The following is an 18,500-nucleotide window of genomic DNA, read 5'->3' on the forward strand; positions in this document are numbered from 1 at the left end:
GCCGCATCAACTCGGCTTCCATCAGCGACGACGATAAAAACTCATCGCCGCCCGGTTCCCACGCCTGACAAGCCGCGTCGTTCAGATACCAGCGGCGCGCGGTATCGGCGATCAGCGTTTCGAACGCCGTGTCACCCACCTGGCGCGCATAGCCGATAGCCAGCGTCAGCGCGAACGCCGTATTGAAATGCGTGCCCACGCGCAGCGGATACGTCAATTTCGGCAGGTACTCCGTGAACCGCTCGACAAACGCGTGCGCAAGCGGCGCCAATGCCACGGACCAGCGTTGGCCTTCGGTTGATTGCATCGAATGAAGCTGGCCAGCAAGCGAGAGCAGCCACGCCCAGCCGTACGGACGTTCGAAACCCCGTGCCTCTGGACGTTGCAGGTAGGCGACTTCCGCGGCGACATTGGCATTGGTGAAATGCGCGTCGATCAACGCGCGAATGTCCGAGGCTTCCGGCAACGTGGGGAAGCGGTCGACAAGCCGCGCGATCAGCCAGTATCCGTGAACGCACGAGTGCCAGTCGAAGCTGCCGTAGAAGATGGGGTGAAGGGCGCGCGGGCCTTGTGCATCGGCGGCGCTGCCCATTACGTGGTCAAGCTTGTTCGGGTATTCGCGCGTCAGGTGGCCAAGTGCGAGCCGGGCGAATTTCGATGCCAGGGCGGCGTCGAGCGTGTGATGCGTTTGATCGGACTGCGGGTTCATGCGGTTCTCCAGAAAAAACCAGGCGTCCGCAATTATGGCAAGACTTTGGCTCAGGGATCGCGTGAATAGAGAGGGCAAACGTGGGGGCAGGGGTTAGTTTTTTTTCCTCTCAGGGTAATTACTATGTGCTTTCAATTTTTATAATTGTAAGGTTTCATGCTAAGCGTTCTATTCTTTGCCCGGTCGTCCGCAAACCATTGATCTAGCGGGAATTCAAATATAAAAAGGCTTGTACGGAATTCCTCTCGATCCGCGTTCTAACAAAAAACTTTCCTATCAAGTCAATCTGTAAGCTGAATTTTTGCTGATCGTCATATTGCATCAACCTGATTCTCGTCGTATAAAGTTGCGCGCCAACGCCCCTCAGGGCGGATCGTCGCCGGCATCGGACCGGTGCAAGAGCGGCCACAAGCCGCCGTTTTCAACACGCGACAGGAGTTTCACCCAGCATGGCCGACACCGCCCTCTCAACTTCTGCAGATACCCGCCGGCGCGTTCTCGCGATCGTCGGCGCTTCATCGGGAAATCTCGTCGAGTGGTTCGACTTTTATATCTACTCGTTCCTCGCGCTCTATTTCGCGCCAGCGTTCTTTCCAAGCGGAAACCCGACCACGCAGTTGCTCAACACTGCGGGCGTATTCGCAGCGGGTTTCTTGATGCGGCCGATTGGCGGCTGGATGTTCGGCCGTATCGCCGACAAACACGGCCGCCGCACCTCAATGATGATTTCCGTGCTGATGATGTGCGCCGGCTCGCTCGTGATCTGCTTCTTGCCGACCTACGCGAGCATTGGCGCATGGGCGCCGTTCTTCCTGCTGATCGCGCGGTTGTTCCAGGGCTTGTCGGTGGGCGGCGAATACGGCACGAGCGCGACCTACATGAGCGAAGTGGCGCTGCAGGGGCGGCGCGGTTTCTTCGCGTCGTTCCAGTACGTGACGCTGATCGGCGGACAGCTTGCCGCATTGCTCGTACTAGTCGTGTTGCAGCAGTTATTGACCACGGAAGAATTGAGGGCGTGGGGCTGGCGTATTCCGTTCGGGATCGGCGCGCTCGCGGCGGTCGTGTCGCTGTATTTGCGGAAATCGCTCGATGAAACCACCACGGCCGAAACGCGCAAGGCGAAAGGGGCGGGCACGCTTCGCGGTCTCATGCAACATAAAGGCGCATTCCTCACCGTGGTGGGTTTCACGGCGGGCGGATCGCTGATCTTCTACACGTTCACCACGTACATGCAAAAGTATCTGGTGAACACTGCCGGCATGCATGCGAAGACGGCCAGTACCGTGATGACCGCGGCGTTGTTCATCTACATGATCATGCAGCCCGCATTCGGCGCGTTGTCGGACCGGATTGGCCGGCGCAAGTCGATGCTCTGGTTCGGCGGCCTCGCGACTTTCTGCACCGTGCCGATCCTGCACGCGTTGAAGGACGTCACGAGCCCGGTCATGGCGTTCGTGCTGGTGGTGATTGCGCTGGCCATCGTGAGTCTCTACACATCGATCAGCGGACTGATCAAGGCCGAAATGTTCCCCGCGCAAGTGCGCGCGCTGGGGGTGGGTTTGTCGTATGCGGTCGCGAACGCGGTGTTCGGCGGCTCGGCGGAATACGTGGCGCTTTTCCTGAAATCGATAGGCAGCGAGTCGACCTTCTACTGGTACGTGACGGCACTGTGCGCGATTTCGTGGGTCGTCTCGTGGCGGATGCGCGATTCGTCGAAGGAAGGGTACTTGCGCGACGTGCCTTGATGGCGTGATGGATGTGAGGCAAACCCGGCTCACGCCGGGTTTGCCGCTCAGGCAACTAATCGGGCGGGCATTGCGTCGAGTTCAGCCACGGTTCTGCGCAGTCCCTCGAAGATACGGTCTGCGACCCTGGCCGGAAAATCCTCCGGCAACTCGCCCGACACACGCTCGATCACGCTGGGCGTTTCTTCAATCAGCCGCTGGATGATCGGTTCCGCGTCCCTTCCATATGAGCATCGCGGTGCCATCGCGTTAAAGTGCCTGCGCTGGATATCGCGAAAAGCATAGTGACGGTTTTTGCCCGACACAGCCATAGCAAGTTTGGCCTTGTACCACGACCACTGGCTCGCCCCCTTCCCCTCGACCGGCCAGATAGACATGACGTCATAAAGCGGCGTCAGCCGATACTGTCCGCCCGCGAAGAGCCGGATGCTGAAGTTCTTTGCATGCCCGTCCGGGGCCGCCAGTAACCAGAAAAGTATCTGCGCGGTCAGCAATGTTTCAATGTCTTCCTTAGCCGTTCCGGACTGCTGAAGCACTTGTGCCAGATCGATGACCCCCGGGCCGCCTTCGTTTTCATACTTTTTGTGCGAGGGTAGCCCCATTACCTGACAAAAGTCCTCTTGCGGCAACCTCAATATCCACTTGCCGCTTGAGTGCATCTGGCGGTCGAAGCGTTTGACGCTCAGCACCCGTTGCCGGCCGAAAGTCTTGATCTCCGTTTCAGCGACCGGTACGCCGTAGGCCTGCAGGAGATGCATGCACAGCCATTCGTTCTCGACTGACTTCGTGAGGTCCGCACGCCGGTTACCCACCAGGCCGAGCGGAAGCTTCAGGATATGCGTAGTGGGCGTGGTGCCGTGGGGTTTCATCCACTGGCCCTCGTGCCAGAGAAGCGCTGTCTTTTCCTGCGCACCGGCGAGCGAAATCCGGAAGTCGTCTTCGTCGTCCTGGGGGCCGAAAGTGCCGCTCCCGGCCGTCTGGCTCAGGAGCGTTTCAATTTCCCCGTCACTGAGCGGAGTACCATCTATCTGTTCGACACCCGTGGGTTCCTCGTCGACACCCAGAAGTTGGACTGCGCCAACGCAGTCCCGGCCAATGGCTTGTAAAAGATCGAATGCATCCAGCGTGTCGGTGCGGAATCGCTGGCCGATTCGCTTTCGAATGGCTTCGCTGTCCGGCAGCAAGTTGTCGAAGTAGTTAAGTACCCGATCGCCTTTGAGCGGGGCGTTATCGAGCGGGATGGGTAACGACAGCGAGAGGGGGCGGCTGACGTCGGAGGCGGCCCACTCAGGGTCGTAGGCAAGTTCCATGGGGCCACGAGTGGGCATATGCCAGATGCCCACTCGTACGCCGTTGACCCATACCGACAGCGCTCGGGAATGTGGTTTGCGCCCAGCCATTACCACTCCAGCGCAGGCGCGGGGGTGGTTGGAGCGGATGAGCCTTTGTCCAGAACCTGAAGTTGCAGTTCGTATGCACCAAAGAGCGTCAGCAGTTGATTGAGTGTCAACGCACTGGAATCGGTCTCGAGTGCGGATATGCGACTTTGGCTAACGCCAAGCCTCGCAGCCGCTTCGGCTTGGGTGAGCCCCGCACGTCGACGGCCGGCCGCAAGAATCTGACCCATCTGGAACGGCGTTGCGATGGTCTGTTGCATGACAATTATCTCTCACACGAATAAACGCAATTTATTCCTTTGGCAGATAATTGTCAATTATGCGTGTGAGAGATATTCGACGATTATCTGTCACACGCATAATTTCCGTTTATTTGTGTGATTTGCTTTCTTGAGCGCAACATGCCGACATCAACGACGCCGGAGTATTGAGCGGATTGAATGGAGCCAATTTGCACCTCTACCCGCAATTTCGCGTCTATTTTCGCGCGGGTTGCCCTTAAACCACGCGCTTACCGTTGATTTTGCAGGTTTTTACCGCCTGCGCAGACAAAACGCGCATTATTGAGATAACGGTAAGATTGCGGTCAGATGCCCACTTAGGCGACGCCCGATCACGATCCGGCGCGTCGCCGTGATGACGGGCTCGCCAGGACCTAAGCGTCAAGCGCATGTGAATCAGCTGCGCCGGCGTTGCGAGTCCGTCTGCTTGGAGACTAGCCCATGGAAGATTTCGATGAAACGCTGTACCTCGTGTGGCAAGCCAACCTGAATGTGCTCGCAGGATCGCCGGCTGGCGGCGCGAGGATTGCCCGCATGATGAGTTTTTCCCCGTCGTACATGAAACTGATTCTGGCCGGAAGGCGTGATTTCAGTGAGGAATTCGTGCGCGGGGTGGAAACCGTTACCGGCTTGCCGCCGCGCTGGCTGGACGAGCGCCGCGACCGGCGTGACATTCCGCCCGAGACCCAGCGCGCAATGGATGAGGAAACGCCCGCGGCCGTGTTTCGCGGCAATGCACACCCGGCGCCCAAGCGGCCCGTCCTGCGTGGGCCGGAACCGCTCCTCTCTCAGACCGAAGCAACCCGGCGCGTGGCCGACCAGGCGCTCCAGCAAGTGGAGACGAATCGGCGCGACCAGATGTTCCGGCGCAACCGCGACCTGTTATTGACGGACCTGCGCCGCGTGGAGCGGCAGCTTTCGATGGTCCAGCTCGATGGTATTAATGCGAAGGCCGAGGATTTGCGCGTGTCGGGAAAACTGGACGATCCGGTGAAGGCCGATCTCGCCGGACGGATCGAGCAGATCGACAAACACCGGGCGATGCTGATGCAGCATGTGGAGAAGCTGGGCCTGCTGCTGACCGGTCTCGACGACTAGAGCGGGCTAGCGAGGCCGTTTGCTGCGGCTGTCGTGACTGGCATGACGCTTCGGCTCCGGGGCACGTTCATGATCGACCGAGATCGCGACCGGATCACTTGCGGGAAAACTCTCGTCCAGCGCTTCGTCCAGGGCGTCCTCGCGATGATTCGCGTCGACCGGCGCTTCACGCTTGCTGTGCGATGGTGTTTTCGGTTGCGGCATGGCAACGCTCCTTCAATAGACCGGCAGATTTCACTATAGCAGCGCGACGCGGCGATTGCTGTCATGCATCGGCGCTGATGTTGGCGTTGGCGTCGGCACGCATGCTGCGATACGCCGCCGGCCGCACCCCCGTCCACTTCCTGAATGCGCGATGAAATGCGCTGGACTCCGCGAACCCGAGCGCATGCGCTATCTCCGCGATGGTCTGCGTCGTGTCGGCAAGCCGCGCGATGGCGAGATCGCGCCGCAGCGCATCACGGATCGACTGATAGGTCGCGCCCTCTTGTTTCAGGCGGCGTCGTAGTGTGGCTTCGGCCATGTTCAGCGCCGCCGCGATGGCTTCGCTATCCGGCCAGTCGATAGGCGGTGCCTGGCGCAATTTGCGGCGAATCCGCGCGGCGAGCGAATCCGGATTGCGATATTTCACGATGAAATTGGCCGGCGCCTCGCGCAGGAAAACCTTCAGCGTCGCGGCCGTCTGAACGACCGGCAACGTGACGCAGTCCGGCGCGAGATCGACATACGACGCGGGTTGGTCGAAGAACATTGCGTCGCAGAACATCAGCCTGTATTCGGCAGTTGCCGCCGGCTCCGGGCAGCGCAAATACGCGGCCAGCACCGGGATGCGACGGCCGACCAGCCAGCACAACAAGCCGTAGATCATGATGAACGCGGTTGCGTAAGCGAACATCGGGCGGGGTGAGCGGGTTTCGGTAGCGGTGTCGACGAGGCGAATTCTTATGCGAGCAGTATCGGTATCGGTATCGGTATCGGTATCGGTGTCGATTTCGCATCGCAGGTCGTCCAGCACGAGCCGCAGGAAACCCGCGATGCGGGTCAGCGCCTGGCCTCCGTCGCGCGAACCTAGTGCCGCATGGCAAAGCAGGGCGAAGCTGCCACGGCGCATCGGATGGCTGTCCTGGCCGAAGAATTCATCATCGAGCACGTCTGCGATAGCGCTCCACAAGCGGCCGTATTGCGCCGCCGATACACGCGCGAGCGGTGCCGCGAGCGTGGCGGGGTTAATGCCCGCCTGCTCCAGTAACGCGGCGCGTGATACGCCGCGACGCTCGGCGCACCGCAGCGCTTCTTCGACGAAATCTCCCGCGATGGTCCCGCGCTCATTGCCTTGGCCGCGTGGTGTCCTGAAAGCGGTAGGGACCGCAGTCACCGCTGGCCGGGGCCGCTGATCACGCGAATTTTTCGGTGTTGGGGTAGTCACTAGGTGGCGCATTCGCTCAGGAAGCTTGATCGTTTCAGGCATCGGCAGACGGATGTGTCGCGCCTAAAATCTGGCGTGAGGCTATTTGCCATCCATTTCACTACTTCACCACTTAAGCGCAGCAGTGTAAGCCCAGTGCCTTCCTTGTGTTTTCCTTGTATTTCACACGAGCCAGACCATCATGATCGACAGCTTCCTCACCGATGACCAACGCATGATCCGTGACGCCGCGCGCGATTTCGCCACCGAAGTGCTGGCGCCGCACGCGGGCCAATGGGACCGCGATGCCGCCTTGCCGGACGAAGTCGTGCGGCAACTCGGCGAACTCGGCTTGCTTGGCATGATCGTGCCTGCGGAATGGGGCGGTACGTTCAGCGACTACGTGGCGTATGCGTTGGCTATCGAAGAAATCGCGGCGGGTTGTGCATCGTGTTCCACGCTGATGGCCGTGCACAATTCTGTCGGCTGCGGCCCGATTCTCGCGTTCGGCACTGAAGCGCAAAAGGCTGAATATCTGCCGAAACTGGCAACGGGCGAGATGATTGGCGCGTTCGCCCTGACCGAGCCGCAAGCCGGATCGGAGGCCAATAATTTGAAGACGCGCGCTATCGAACGCGACGGCCAGTGGGTGCTCTCAGGCGCGAAGCAGTTCACGACGAACGGCGCGCGCGCGGGCATGGCGATCGTGTTCGCCGTGACCGATCCGGAGTTGGGCAAGAAAGGCTTGTCGGCGTTCATCGTGCCGACGGATACACCGGGCTTCAACGTCGGGCGGCCCGAGCACAAGATGGGCATCCGCGCCTCCGATACCTGCCCGATTTCACTCGACGACTGCGCGATTCCTGCGGCCAATCTGCTCGGCGCGCGTGGCGAAGGATTGAAGATTGCGTTGGCTAACCTGGAGGGAGGGCGGATTGGTATCGCGGCGCAGGCGGTGGGCATTGCGCGCGCGGCCTTCGACGCCGCTCGCGCGTATTCGCATGAGCGCGTGCAGTTTGGCAAGCCAATCAAGGAGCATCAGTCGGTAGCCAACCTTCTCGCCGATATGCAAACCAACCTGAACGCGGCGCGTCTGCTTGTGTTGCACGCGGCGCGCATGCGCACCGAAGGTTTGCCATGCCTGAGCGAAGCGTCGCAGGCCAAGCTGTTTGCGTCGGAGATGGCGGAGCGCGTTTGCTCGCAGGCCATCCAGATTTACGGCGGTTATGGTTATCTGGAAGACTATCCGGTCGAGCGTCATTATCGCGACGCCCGCATCACGCAGATCTACGAAGGCACGAGCGAAGTGCAGCGTATGGTGATCGCGCGGCAGCTTTAGGGCGCACGGGGTCCGGGTGATGTCATTCTGATGAACACCTTCGGTTCAGGCGGTTCAAATGCGGCGAAGCCTTGCACATAGGCCTCGCCGCTTTTTTATGGCTCCCGGATCCCCTCACTTTCAGGTCCCGCAAAGGCTCACTGTGATTGCGGATCAGGCTCCCGAATAGACTCACCACTCTCATCCTGAAAGTTCTCACCGGTCGACGAACTTCGATCTCGGGGAGAAACGAATGTCTGGGGAGTGGGTGGCCAAATCCAGAACGAGGATATTTATAAGGATAGCTGACTAGTTAAGAATCGCCCATGCAATGAAAGAGGTTGATCGGATTCCCGTGACGGTCGGCGCCTGATTTCTCCAGGCTTCGTCCGAAGTCGGTTGAGACCCAAGAGCGGTGAACTGCGCCCATTTCTAGGTGTATACCCCCAAACCACTTGCGCTAGAGTTATCGATATACCGATAATGTTGTCATGGATGTGAAAACTGCAGTGCGCGTCTTTGACGTGATCAACCTGTTTGCCGAAGTCCGGCAGCCGATGATCTACAGCGAGATTGCGCGTCGAACCGAAATCCCTTTGTCGAGTTGTCATGCGCTTTTGCAGACGATGGTGGCGAAGGGTTATCTCTACGCGCCGGGCGTAAAAGCAGGTTATTACCCGACGCAGCGCTTGTTGCATGTCGCACGCGACATTTGCAGCGAGGACCCGCTGACGCTGCTGTTCCAGCCGTTGCTGACAGCGTTGCGGGACGCGACGGGGGAGACGGCCGCGCTTGCGACGCTCGCGGGCAATCGGGTGGTCTATCTGGATGTCATGGAATCGCGCCAGAAGATTCGCTACAGCGACGAACCCGGCGGTTTCATGTACGTCCACGCCAGCGCGGCCGGCAAGGCGTTGCTCGGTGCGTTGCCGTTGGTTGCGCGCCGGCGCCTGCTCGACAGTTGCGAGCCGCTGAGCGCATCAACGGACGGGTCGGTGATCGATCGCGCATCGCTCGAAGTGGAAGTGGAGCAAGGCGTGACGCTTGGCTGGCATCGTTCGACAGGAGAGAACGTCGAGGACGTTGCCGGCCTTGCGAAGGGATTCTCGATCCACGGCGAAGCGTTTGCGCTCGTTATCGGCGGCCCGAAGGCGCGCTTGCTAAAGAACCAGGAGCCCGCGGTCGCGGCGCTCCTCGATATTTTCGACCGGATACCGCAGACCTTGATCGGCTAGGGCAGTGGGGATTTTGGTCGGGCCGACGGTTCAAGACGTCGCGCAAGGAGAAGAACATGCAGGATCAGAGGCGCTGGAAAAATCGGCCTGACGGGTCGAACTGGGGTGATTTCGGCCACGACGATCAACTCGGACGACCGAACCTGATCACCGCGGAACAGGTGCTGAAAGGCGCTCGCGAGATTCGCGCGGGCTTAAGTTTTTGCCTGTCCCTGCCGCTCGATTATCCCGGCGACAGCAAGCTGAATGTGCGTCGTCACCCACCGGTTTTGCGGCCCACGATGAAGGACGGTTTGCCCTATGTGAACTTCCCGTTTGCGCGCATGGAGGAGCAGGCGACCGACGTGGTGAGCGACGATCAAGTCCTGATGAGCCTGCAATATTCCACTCAATGGGACTCGCTTGCGCATGTTGGCGCGCTCTTCGACGCCGATGGCGACGGCGTCGCGGAAAGCGTCTACTACAACGGTTACAAGGCGAACACGGACGTCGTCGGGCCAATGGAATACCGTCGCGATGACGCGTTCGCGCCGCACGCCTGCGGTAACGAGCATAGCCACGCGGACGCGCTCGGCATTGAGAATCTCGCGGTGAAGGGCATGCAGGGACGTGGCGTTCTTGTCGACCTGGTCGCACATTACGGGCGTGAGCATCGCACCGTGGGTTACGACGACCTGATGTTCGCGATTGACGCAGACAAGGTACAGATTGATCTCGGCGACATGCTGCTGCTGCGCACCGGCTTCGCTGAGCTTGTGCTGGAAATGAACCGTCATCCCGATGAAGCCGTGCTCAACAGTCAGTGCTGCGCACTCGACGGTCGCGATCAGCGGCTGTTGCAGTGGCTGACCGATTCGGGCATTGCCGCGCTGGTGGCGGACAACTATGCGGTCGAGCGTTATCCCGCGCGTCCGGCGGAAGGCCAGGACGGTCGGGACGGTCACTACCCGCTGATGCCGCTGCATCATCATTGTTTGTTCAAGCTCGGCTTACCGCTTGGCGAGCTCTGGTATCTGCGCGATCTGGCGGCGTGGCTACGCGCCAACGGGCGCTCGCATTTCATGCTCACGGCGCCGCCGCTGCGTCTGCCGGGCGCAATGGGTTCGCCCGTGACGCCGATCGCAACCGTCTGATTTCATAAAGCACACGACATGACACGAGAACGAGTTTTGATTACCGGCGGCGCGGCCGGGATCGGTGCGGCCTGCGCCGAGCGCTGTGAAGCGGACGGCTTTGAGGCCGTTGTGATTGACCGGGTGGGCAGTGGTTTTATCGCCGATCTTTCGGATGCCGAAGCAACGGCGAAAGCACTGGATCAGGCGCTTGCGGGCGGTCCGATCACGCGGCTGATCAACAACGTTGGCGTGGTGGTGCCGGCCGGTGCAGGTGAACAAAGTCTAGAAGAACTCGAGCTCGCGTGGTCCTTGAACGTGCGCTGCGCCATGCAGTGCATGCAGGCGCTCCTGCCGGGCATGCAGGCCGCAGGTTTCGGCCGCATCGTGAATATGTCTTCGCGTGCGGCGCTGGGCAAGGAACTACGTACGGCGTACTCGGCGACCAAGGCCGCGTTGATCGGCATGACACGCGTATGGGCCCTGGAACTCGGCCGTCATGGCATCACGGCGAACGCGATTGGCCCTGGCCCGATCCGCACTGAACTCTTCGATCGCGCGAACCCGCCGGATAGTCCGCGTACCCGTGCAATTGTGGAAAGCGTGCCGGTGAAACGCGTGGGCACGCCGGAAGATATCGCGCATGCCGTGTCCTATTTTCTCGATGCCCGCAGCGGTTTCGTCACCGGCCAGGTGCTCTATGTCTGCGGCGGCATGACGGTCGGCGTAGCGGGAGTCTGAGATGAGCACGACGGATATTCGGCGTGTGGCGATCGTGGGGGCGGGGAGTATTGGCGTCGCGTTTGCTGTGGTGTTTGCGCGCGCGGGGTGGCCCGTGCGCCTGTTCGATCCGGATGTGTCGCGCCGCGAAACCGCACCGGGAGAGATCAAGCAGCGCCTGGATGAGCTAGCGCGCTTTGGACTACTCGATGAAGCCGCTGATACGGTGGCAGCGCGGGTCCAGATGGCAGCGTCCATAGAAACAGCGGTCGCCGATGCGGATTTCGTGCAGGAGTGCGCCCCCGAGCGAGTGGACATCAAGCGTGAGCTGTTTGCGCAATTCGATGCCGCCGCGCCTGCGGACGCGATCTTCGCCAGCGCTTCATCGGCTTTGACGGCCTCGAGCTTTGTTGACGACTTGCCCGGAAGGCATCGTTGCTTGATTGCGCATCCGGGCAATCCACCGTACTTGATTCCCGTGATCGAGATTGTGCCCGCGCCTTTTACCGCGCCTGACGTCACGCAACGCACGCTGCAACTTTTCCGCGATGCCGGCCTGCAACCCGTGCTGGTATCGAAAGAAGTCGAGGGGTTCGTCTTCAACCGATTGCAGGGCGCCGTGCTGCGCGAAGCGTATTGCCTCGTGCGCGACGGCGTTGCGACTGTCGAGGACATCGACACGGTCATGCGTGACGGCCTTGGCTTTCGATGGTCCGTGATCGGACCATTTGAAACGGTGGATTTGAATACGCGCGGCGGCATCAGTTCGCACGCACAGAAGATGGGGCCTGCATACGAACGGATGGGCGCGGAACGCGGCCAGCACGATCCATGGACACCGGAGCTGGTCGAGAGGGTGGCTGCGGCAAGGCGTGCGGCGGTACCGCTTGAGCAATGGGAAGAACGCGTGGCATGGCGCGACCGCGCATTGATGGCGCTGGCCCGCCACCGACGGTCGGCGGAGTCAAGCAACGAATCCTGATAGTCGAGCCGTCGGCCTATTTCTGGCGCCGAAGTAATCAAACAATTCGCTAAACTAAATAATACTCAAGAGACAGTGCAATGCAGAAAATAACGGGATTCTTCACCGAACTGATGCGCAAGTATTTGCCCGATCCGTTTGTATTTGCTATCGGGCTGACCCTTCTCACCATGGTTCTTGCCGTATTGGTACAGGGCCAGGGAATCGTGGCGCTGACAACAAGCTGGGGCAAGGGCTTCTGGACGCTGCTGGCATTCACCACGCAAATGGCCGTGATCCTCGCGATGGGTTACGTGCTCGCGACGGCACCGCTGACCGAGCGATTCCTTGATCGCATCGTGATGCGGGTGCACGATCCGCGCATGGCGATCATTGTTGCAACGCTGGTGGGTGGTATCGGCAGTTATCTCAATTGGGGCTTCGGGCTGGTAATCGGCGGCATTGTCGCGCGCAAGTTGGCGCTCAGTGTGAAGGGCGTGCATTACCCGTTGATCATTGCATCGGCCTATAGCGGATTCACGCTTTACGGTCTCGGTTTGTCGGCAAGCATTCCCGTGCTCATCTCGACCAAAGGTCACCCTATGGAAGCGCAGATGGGCGTGATTCCGCTCTCGGAAACCATCTTTTCGCCGACCATGCTTATTACCAGCCTGGTCGTGCTGATCACGCTGCCGTTGCTGAATGCGTGGCTGCACCCGAAGCCGGGTCAGCCGGTGACTGAGATCGACCGTACACTTGAGGAACGCACGCGAGCAGCCCAAGCGGCCGTCCCCGCAGACGCCGACGACGAACGAACTTTCGCCAACCGCCTGAACAACAGCCGGCTGCTGAGCGGCTTGATCGGATTGATCGGCGTGATCTACGTGGTGCTGTATTTCCACGGCGGCGGCACGATGGACCTGAACCTGATCAACTTCATCATCCTGTTTCTCGGCATCATCTTGCTGGGCACGCCTATCCGTTACGTAGAGAAACTCAACGAAGGCATTCGTACGATCAGCGGCATCATCCTGCAATATCCGTTTTACGCGGGCATCATGGCGATCATGGCGTCGTCGGGACTGGTCAACACGTTTTCCGAGTTCTTCGTCAAGATCGCGACGCCGCATACCTTGCCGTTCTGGGGGCTTATCAGTTCGTTCTTCATCAATTTCTTCGCACCTTCAGGCGGCGGCCACTGGGTCATCCAGGGGCCGTTCATGATTGAGGCGGCGAAGGCGATTGGTGCTTCCGTAGGGCATACGGCCACCGCGGTCATGCTTGGCAACGCCTGGAACGACTTGATCCAGCCGTTCTGGATCCTGCCGGCGCTCGCGTTGTCGAAGCTCAAGCTGAAGGACATCATGGGTTATACCGTCATCATGATGTTCTGGATCGGTATCGTTTATACCGTCGCGATCCTGGCGTGGGGCTAAGCGGTTCAATCATCTTCCGGAGGTTCGATCATGTTGTTCCTGGTTCATATGGTGGTACAGATTCCTCTCGACGCCGACACCGAGCTCATCAATAGCCTGAAGGCGGACGAGAAAGCGTTCTCGCAAAAACTGCAGCAGGAAGGGACGTGGCGTCACTTGTGGCGCGTAGCAGGGCAGTACGCGAACTACAGCGTCCTCGATGTTGAGTCCAACGACGAGCTGCATACGTTGCTCAGCTCGCTGCCGCTCTTTCCTTACATGGCGATCCAGGTCACGCCGCTTGCGCAACATCCGTCGGCGATCGCGCAGAACTGAGTTCGATAAGAGGAGTGACATGGCGTTCATCATCGAAACGTGGGACAAGCCAGGTCATGCCCCGCTGCGCCTTCAGGAGCGCGATGTGCACCTGGCCTATCTTGAGGCGAACAAGGCACTGTTGCTTGCGTGCGGCGCGAAACTCCAGGACGACGGCAGTAACGCGGGTGGTGGCGTGTATGTGGTCGACCTCGACACGCGTGAGGAGGTCGAACGTTTCATTGCGAAGGACCCGTTCGCGCTTGCCGGTTTATTCGAGCGCGTAACGATTACACGCTGGCGCAAGGCGTATGTGGATGGCAAAGGTTATCTATAGGCCGCACTGCGTTGCTTTCATGCGGTTCGTCATTGTCAATTCGACAAGCGGCGTGGCGTTGGGCAAGCCTAACAATTCTTTCAATATCATTTGCGCTGACTGACTGTTCTCTCTTCCTTAACGGAACCGTCCCGTCCCAGGTCCGATCTCCGAGATCAAGTGCCGGCGCACAAACACGTGGGATCACGGCAGAAAAACGCGCTTTCCGATACCCTGCACTATTCGTAGGTAACGACTGTCTCACTACGCTGAGTCCGTTCACCCCCGCTTTAAGGAGCACGAAGCCATGCAGACCAAAACAGTCAGGATTCCCGGGCCCGATCATCCGATCACGATCGAGCCCAACCCGGCGCGCATCACGATCTCTATCGGTGGCCGCGTTCTTGCAGACACGCGCGAGGCGCTGACGTTGCGCGAAGCGTCGTACCCTGCGGTCCAATACATTCCGCGCAAGGACGTCGACATGTCCCTGTTGCAGCGCACGGATCACGCGACCTATTGCCCATACAAAGGGGACTGTTCGTACTACAGCATCCCGCTGGGTGGCGAACGTTCCGTGAACGCGGTGTGGACCTACGAAGACACCTATCCTGCGGTCGCTGAGATCAAGGACCATTTGGCGTTCTATACGGATCGCGTAGACAAGTTCGACGTGCAGCCGGCGGGCTGACGCGTGTAAATGGCGTTACCGGCGCAAACGCACGCGTCGGCGCCGCCGCATGCTTGCCCAAAGACGCCCGGCCCAACCGTTCCTGCATCGATTGCCGTTTTGAGCACGCTTTCGCCATTCGACGTATTTTATCGATGACGCCGCGAGCGAAGCGCTTGCCTCGCCGCCGAGGCATTCTTATCAACGCAGGAACGGAAACCCATGACCACGCAACGTCGCTTGCGGCTCGGTGCTTTCATGCGCCCGGCCACCATTCATACCGGAGCCTGGCGCTACCCCGGTGCATTCCCGGATGCCAACTTTAATTTTGCGCATCTCAAGCGTTTCGCGCAGACGCTGGAGCGCGGCCGTTTCGACGCCTTCTTCATGGCCGATCATCTCGCCGTGCTCAACATGTCTACCCAGGCGTTGAGGCGGAGCCACACAGCCACGTCATTTGAGCCGCTGACGTTGTTGTCGGCGCTCGCGGCGGTGACCGAGCACATCGGCCTGATCGCGACCGCATCCACTACGTTCGACGAGCCTTATCACGTCGCGCGCCGCTTCGCCTCGCTCGACCACCTGAGCGGCGGCCGCGCGGGCTGGAACCTGGTCACCACGGCCAACCCGGACGCAGCACTCAACTTCGGTCTGGAAGAACATGTGGAGCATGGCGAGCGATATCGACGGGGCCGGGAGTTCTTTGACGTCGTGACCGGTCTATGGGATAGCTGGGCTGACGACGCCTTTGTTCGCGACGTTGAAAGCGGCACGTTCTTCGAGCCAGACAAGATGCACGTGCTGAACCACAAGGGTGAGAGCCTGTCGGTGCGTGGGCCGCTCAATATTGCGCGACCCGTGCAGGGCTGGCCGGTCATCGTGCAGGCGGGGTCGTCGGAAGCGGGCCGGCAGATCGCGGCCGAGACGGCGGAAGCCGTATTTACCGCGCAAACCACGCTAGCAGACGGCCAACGGTTTTACGCCGATATCAAAGCACGCATGGCGAGACTCGGGCGAGATCCCGAGCATCTCAAGATTCTGCCGGCGGTGTTCGTGGTGGTTGGCGACTCCCTGGACGAGGCACTGGAAAAGCGGGCGCTTCTCGATAGCCTTGTTCATTACGACAGCGGCATCGCCTCGCTCTCAATCATGCTTGGTCACAATGTCTCGAGCTTCGATCCCGACGGGCCGTTGCCCGAGATACCTGAAACCAACGCAAGCAAAAGCAGCCGCGAGCGGGTGATCGAATGGGCGCGCCGCGACAATCTCACGATCCGCCAGCTTGCGCAGCGGGTCGGCGGTTATTCGGGGCTTGAAATGATCGGTACACCCACGATGATTGCGGATCAGATGGAACAATGGCTCGTGGAGAACGGATCTGATGGCTTCAATGTGATGTTCCCCTATCTGCCGGGCGGACTCGACGATTTCGTCGACAAGGTCGTTCCCGAACTGCAGGCGAGAGATATCTTTCGACGTGAATACGAAGGCGTGACCCTGCGAGAGAATCTCGGATTACCGAGGCCCCGGAACCGTTTTTTCGAGGCCTGAAGAACGGATGGCGCCGTCTGGTTGAAGCGTCATCAGAAAACAAAGATTTCTTTTCGTAAATTATTCTGTATTCCTGAATAACATAACATCGTAACGCGGGAAATGAGGCCAACAGGCAAGCAGCGATGAATACTGCGTCGAGCCAGCCCGCGTCTGTGCCATTCCAGTTCTGCATTAAGATTGATATCCCGGGGTGCCTATGATCACGCTATGGTCGCCCCATCACAGGACAAACGAAGGTCATGGGACATTCACAGGCAGAGAAGGCGGCAACGCATCAGCGGATTGTCGATGTGGCGGCGCGGCGCTTTCGGGAACTTGGGCTGGACGGCATTGGCGTTGCCGACGTCATGAAGGAAGCCGGCATGACAGTCGGCGGTTTCTACAAGCATTTTGAATCGCGTGACGAACTCGTGACCGAGGCGCTCGAGGTCGCATTCGAGAGCCTCGACGCATGGGAAGCACGTGCAGAAAATCTCGCGCAGGCGGTGCGCGATTACCTGAGTGAGGCGCATCGGGATGCCCCGGGCCAAGGCTGCGCGCTCGGTGCGTTGCTGGGTGATGTCGGGCGCAGCAACGACGCCACGCGAGACGTATTCACTGAGCGGGTCAAGCACAATCTCGCGTTCACCGAAGGGTTGCTCGACATCGCGGATCCGGCTGAACGCCGTGCCCGCGCCATGCTGCAACTGAGCGCCTGTCTCGGCGCAATCGGCTTGGCGCGAGCGGTCTCGGACCCGGTTTTGTCGAAGGAGATTCTGGACTGCGTTGCCGGGCAACTGATGCCCTTGCTGCCGGGACCGCCAGCTTGAAGAATATAGATCAACGCTAGCCGCGCTGCAGTCGAGCGGGGTGCCGGGTTAGTGGAAACAAGTCTTGAAGCAGTACCTGCAATACATTACATTCGACTCGTTGTATGCCTGTCGGTCATCGGCATGGATCTGGGTGGCCGGCAACCGAATGCTGAATTGTGCTCTTTGCGTCCCCTTTGGAGATTGACGATGAAAGTGGTTAACCTGATTTGCGTATCCGCAATCCTGCTCGGCGCGTCCGGCATGGCCGCGGCCCAGGGCAACGGCAACGGCGGCTCGGGTGGCGGCAACGCGCATGGCGCCGCAACGGCCGGTCCGACCATGGGTGGCGACAATAGCTCCACGCCAGGAAGTTCGAGAGGCAAGCCCCACCTCTTCAAGCACAAGCACAAGAAGCCGGAAACCCCCGTAACCCCCGCTCAATAACGCTGGACGGTGGAATCCAGGCGCCACTCGTGTTAGCCGGTGGCGAACGCAAAAGGCTGTTGCGATCCGGGAAACCGGGCGTGACGGCCTTTTTTGACCTCTTCCGTTGTTTGAATGGCGGATCGCCCGGGAAATCCTACGCTCCGGTCGATTCCATGTTCGACAGAACTCAGCCTGCGGGACTTTTCAGCAACCGCCTGGAAGTCGCTCGCTCCTCGCTGTTAGCCGTCGCATTGCGTGGCGCCAGTCGACAAGAGTTTGTCCGCGGTTAATCTTGTTCGTCGTCAACAGTCGCGCCCACGAGATATTCCAGCGGGTTAGTATCGAACATGCGCGGGCGTTTTTATCGGCTCGCGAATATTTGGAAACTGATTTTTCGCGCGAAGTTTGAACTCCCGGGAGCGGCATTGCTCGAACGGGGGCAAACGGTGCGCGGTGCCGCCATCTGGCATCATGGTGTTACCGAGCGGCAAGAAACGGTAGCATTCGGCAGCGCAAGTCGTTTCTCGGGACTCAATGGTGAGTCCGGCGACCGCGCATTGTGGAATGCATCAAGATTCTGGTGGATGTCTGCCGGAACAGTCTGAAATACTAACGTCAGGTCGAATGAGAATGGCTACAGAACCCCAGCAGCAAAGTCAGAGCGACGTGCTTAACGCCGCCCGCAAAGAGCGCAAGCGTGTCGCAATTTTCCTCGTGAACGGGGTACGGCTGGTTGGTCACATCGAATCGTTCGACCAGTATCTGGTGATGCTGAGTTCCGCCGCGGGTATCCAGGCGGTCTACAAGCACTCGATTTCGACCATCCAGGAAGACACCGGCAAAGCATTCAACGCCGGAGCGGCACGCACCGGCACGGGCGCTCCGCGGGATGCAGATTCAAAGCGTCCCGTCGCCATTTCCCATAAGCGGCGCTTGCCGACGAATATGGGCAACGAATGAAGTGTCTGGTTCATGGGCCAGGGTGAAACCGGCGTGTGAGCCACGGTATTGCGTGAAAGGTCGGTCACGGTG

19 protein-coding genes and 1 pseudogene are annotated in these 18,500 nt (G+C 59.8%); 15 read left to right on the forward strand and 5 right to left on the reverse strand.

The window, feature by feature from the left end:
- Window positions 1-709: DUF2891 domain-containing protein (locus GSQ93_RS38460; RefSeq protein WP_254074200.1), on the reverse strand; the 709-nt coding region annotated here is incomplete at its 3' end.
- Window positions 710-1,158: 449 nt separating this feature from the next.
- Between GSQ93_RS38460 and GSQ93_RS33295 the strand changes: the two genes are divergently transcribed.
- Window positions 1,159-2,454, forward strand: a complete 1,296-nt coding sequence (locus tag GSQ93_RS33295; protein ID WP_158940184.1) for an MFS family transporter — start codon at window positions 1,159-1,161, stop codon at window positions 2,452-2,454.
- A gap of 47 nt (window positions 2,455-2,501) precedes the next feature.
- On the opposite strand, the gene GSQ93_RS33300 is transcribed toward GSQ93_RS33295, so the two are convergent.
- Both GSQ93_RS33300 and GSQ93_RS33305 read right to left on the reverse strand, forming a co-directional pair.
- Window positions 2,502-3,854, reverse strand: coding sequence for a type II toxin-antitoxin system HipA family toxin (locus GSQ93_RS33300; protein ID WP_158940185.1), 1,353 nt, complete (start codon window positions 3,852-3,854; stop codon window positions 2,502-2,504).
- A complete protein-coding gene (locus tag GSQ93_RS33305; RefSeq protein ID WP_158940186.1) occupies window positions 3,854-4,111 on the reverse strand; it encodes a helix-turn-helix domain-containing protein in 258 nt (85 codons plus the stop codon). Before GSQ93_RS33305 ends, GSQ93_RS33300 begins: the two co-directional genes overlap by 1 nt.
- A gap of 462 nt (window positions 4,112-4,573) precedes the next feature.
- Here GSQ93_RS33305 and GSQ93_RS33310 point away from each other — a divergent pair, with 462 nt between their 5' ends.
- On the forward strand, window positions 4,574-5,230 hold the full coding sequence (locus GSQ93_RS33310) for a hypothetical protein (RefSeq protein ID WP_158940187.1): 657 nt from the start codon (window positions 4,574-4,576) through the stop codon (window positions 5,228-5,230).
- A 6-nt stretch (window positions 5,231-5,236) separates the two neighbouring features.
- Here GSQ93_RS33310 and GSQ93_RS33315 read toward each other — a convergent pair whose 3' ends face one another.
- Window positions 5,237-5,434: a hypothetical protein gene (locus GSQ93_RS33315; RefSeq protein WP_158940188.1), complete on the reverse strand. Its 198-nt coding sequence runs from the start codon at window positions 5,432-5,434 to the stop codon at window positions 5,237-5,239.
- Between the two features lie 61 nt (window positions 5,435-5,495).
- The gene (locus tag GSQ93_RS33320) at window positions 5,496-6,605 is read right to left on the reverse strand and encodes an AraC family transcriptional regulator (RefSeq protein WP_254074201.1); all 1,110 of its coding nucleotides are present in this window, start codon (window positions 6,603-6,605) and stop codon (window positions 5,496-5,498) included.
- A 235-nt stretch (window positions 6,606-6,840) separates the two neighbouring features.
- Between GSQ93_RS33320 and GSQ93_RS33325 the strand changes: the two genes are divergently transcribed.
- From GSQ93_RS33325 to hfq, 13 genes and pseudogenes are all read left to right on the forward strand, one after another.
- Window positions 6,841-7,974: an acyl-CoA dehydrogenase family protein gene (locus GSQ93_RS33325; RefSeq protein WP_158940369.1), complete on the forward strand. Its 1,134-nt coding sequence runs from the start codon at window positions 6,841-6,843 to the stop codon at window positions 7,972-7,974.
- 470 nt (window positions 7,975-8,444) lie between these two features.
- Window positions 8,445-9,188, forward strand: a complete 744-nt coding sequence (locus GSQ93_RS33330) for an IclR family transcriptional regulator (RefSeq protein WP_158940190.1) — start codon at window positions 8,445-8,447, stop codon at window positions 9,186-9,188.
- Between the two features lie 56 nt (window positions 9,189-9,244).
- Entirely contained in the window at window positions 9,245-10,321 is a 1,077-nt protein-coding gene (locus GSQ93_RS33335; protein ID WP_158940191.1) for a cyclase family protein, read from the forward strand.
- 18 nt (window positions 10,322-10,339) lie between these two features.
- Entirely contained in the window at window positions 10,340-11,041 is a 702-nt protein-coding gene (locus tag GSQ93_RS33340) for an SDR family oxidoreductase (protein ID WP_158940192.1), read from the forward strand.
- 1 nt (window position 11,042) lies between these two features.
- Window positions 11,043-12,002 carry a 3-hydroxyacyl-CoA dehydrogenase gene (locus tag GSQ93_RS33345; protein ID WP_158940193.1) on the forward strand — a complete coding sequence of 320 codons (960 nt, stop codon included), beginning with the start codon at window positions 11,043-11,045 and terminating at the stop codon, window positions 12,000-12,002.
- Window positions 12,003-12,082: 80 nt separating this feature from the next.
- Window positions 12,083-13,417 (forward strand): short-chain fatty acid transporter, encoded by a 1,335-nt coding sequence (locus tag GSQ93_RS33350; RefSeq protein ID WP_158940194.1) that lies wholly within the window; start codon window positions 12,083-12,085, stop codon window positions 13,415-13,417.
- Window positions 13,418-13,447: 30 nt separating this feature from the next.
- Window positions 13,448-13,732 carry a muconolactone Delta-isomerase gene (gene catC, locus GSQ93_RS33355; RefSeq protein ID WP_158940195.1) on the forward strand — a complete coding sequence of 95 codons (285 nt, stop codon included), beginning with the start codon at window positions 13,448-13,450 and terminating at the stop codon, window positions 13,730-13,732.
- A 19-nt stretch (window positions 13,733-13,751) separates the two neighbouring features.
- Window positions 13,752-14,048: a YciI family protein gene (locus tag GSQ93_RS33360; protein ID WP_158940196.1), complete on the forward strand. Its 297-nt coding sequence runs from the start codon at window positions 13,752-13,754 to the stop codon at window positions 14,046-14,048.
- Between the two features lie 286 nt (window positions 14,049-14,334).
- Entirely contained in the window at window positions 14,335-14,718 is a 384-nt protein-coding gene (locus GSQ93_RS33365) for a DUF427 domain-containing protein (RefSeq protein ID WP_158940197.1), read from the forward strand.
- 201 nt (window positions 14,719-14,919) lie between these two features.
- Entirely contained in the window at window positions 14,920-16,248 is a 1,329-nt protein-coding gene (locus GSQ93_RS33370) for an LLM class flavin-dependent oxidoreductase (protein WP_158940198.1), read from the forward strand.
- Between the two features lie 242 nt (window positions 16,249-16,490).
- The gene (locus GSQ93_RS33375; protein ID WP_158940199.1) at window positions 16,491-17,060 is read left to right on the forward strand and encodes a TetR/AcrR family transcriptional regulator; all 570 of its coding nucleotides are present in this window, start codon (window positions 16,491-16,493) and stop codon (window positions 17,058-17,060) included.
- Window positions 17,061-17,249: 189 nt separating this feature from the next.
- Window positions 17,250-17,486: a hypothetical protein gene (locus GSQ93_RS33380; protein WP_158940200.1), complete on the forward strand. Its 237-nt coding sequence runs from the start codon at window positions 17,250-17,252 to the stop codon at window positions 17,484-17,486.
- Between the two features lie 612 nt (window positions 17,487-18,098).
- Window positions 18,099-18,305: pseudogene (gene hfq / locus GSQ93_RS38465) on the forward strand (RNA chaperone Hfq); the annotation flags it as partial.
- Window positions 18,306-18,500: the final 195 nt, after the last annotated feature.

This window comes from Burkholderia sp. S171 (assembly GCF_009766085.1).
In the GTDB taxonomy this organism is placed as follows: Bacteria; Pseudomonadota; Gammaproteobacteria; order Burkholderiales; family Burkholderiaceae; genus Caballeronia.